General features: G+C 60.1%; 1 protein-coding gene. It reads right to left on the bottom strand.

What is annotated here, in order from left to right; genetic code table 11:
• Nucleotides 1–230: 230 nt before the first annotated feature.
• On the bottom strand, nucleotides 231–823 hold a 593-nt coding region (locus QUW00_RS09345), incomplete at its 5' end, for a C1 family peptidase (protein ID WP_289614105.1).

The following is an 823-nucleotide window of genomic DNA, read 5'->3' as shown; positions in this document are numbered from 1 at the left end:
TTAAACCTGCCACTGAGAGTTCCATTTTGGGGCGGACAGCCCTGCGCGGCACAATCAATTGGTACAACCATGCTTGCGAGCTATAGGTTGGCGTTTAATAAACTATATGCGCATGGATAGCGCTCTGGTGAAGCGGCGCACCGGTGGTCATCTGACAGGAATCGTCATCTCGTGACCACTTTGCGCAAAACGAACGAGCGGCCAGCCGAAGCTGGCCGCTCGTTTACGCGTTAGCGGGCAAGCGAACCCATGGGATCCCAGGGTGCGAGCTCGATGGGCTCACTCTCGTAGGCGGCGAGCTCCTCGGCCGTCAGGTACTTCTTATCCACGACGACCTGATAGACGTACTCGCTGAACCATGCATCGGAGGCGATGTTGTAGCCCTTCTTGCCGCGGTCCTCGCCCCAGCTGTTCTCGATGCGCCACTGCGTGGGGTTGCCCTCACCATCGAGGTTCACGCCCTGCAGCGTCATGGCATGGGTCATGAGGGACTCGCCGTAATCAAGGCGCGCCGCCTTGTCCAGGCCGGCTTCGATAGGCAGGTTAAAGAGGGTGTCGATCTCAAAGGCGGCGGGGTCGAGCACGCCGTCATCGCGTAGGAAGCACTGGCCAACATCGGAACCGAACCATACGGGCAGCCCGTCTTTCAGCTGGGCGATAGCCATGCGCTTCAGGGCGTCGACCGGCAGGTTGACGTAGCGCACGCCGCCGTCCTCGACGACATTGCCCAGGAACTTGACGGTGTAGGCATGGCCATAGGGCTTGTCGCCGGTGGGGGCGTTGATGACCGAGACGTAGTCATCCACGTTCATGTCGACGAACT

It is taken from the genome of Collinsella tanakaei, from assembly GCF_030373545.1.
GTDB lineage: Bacteria > Actinomycetota > Coriobacteriia > Coriobacteriales > Coriobacteriaceae > Collinsella > Collinsella tanakaei_C.
Note: the sequence above shows the minus strand (reverse complement) of the source record. Positions and strands in the feature narration are given on the sequence as shown.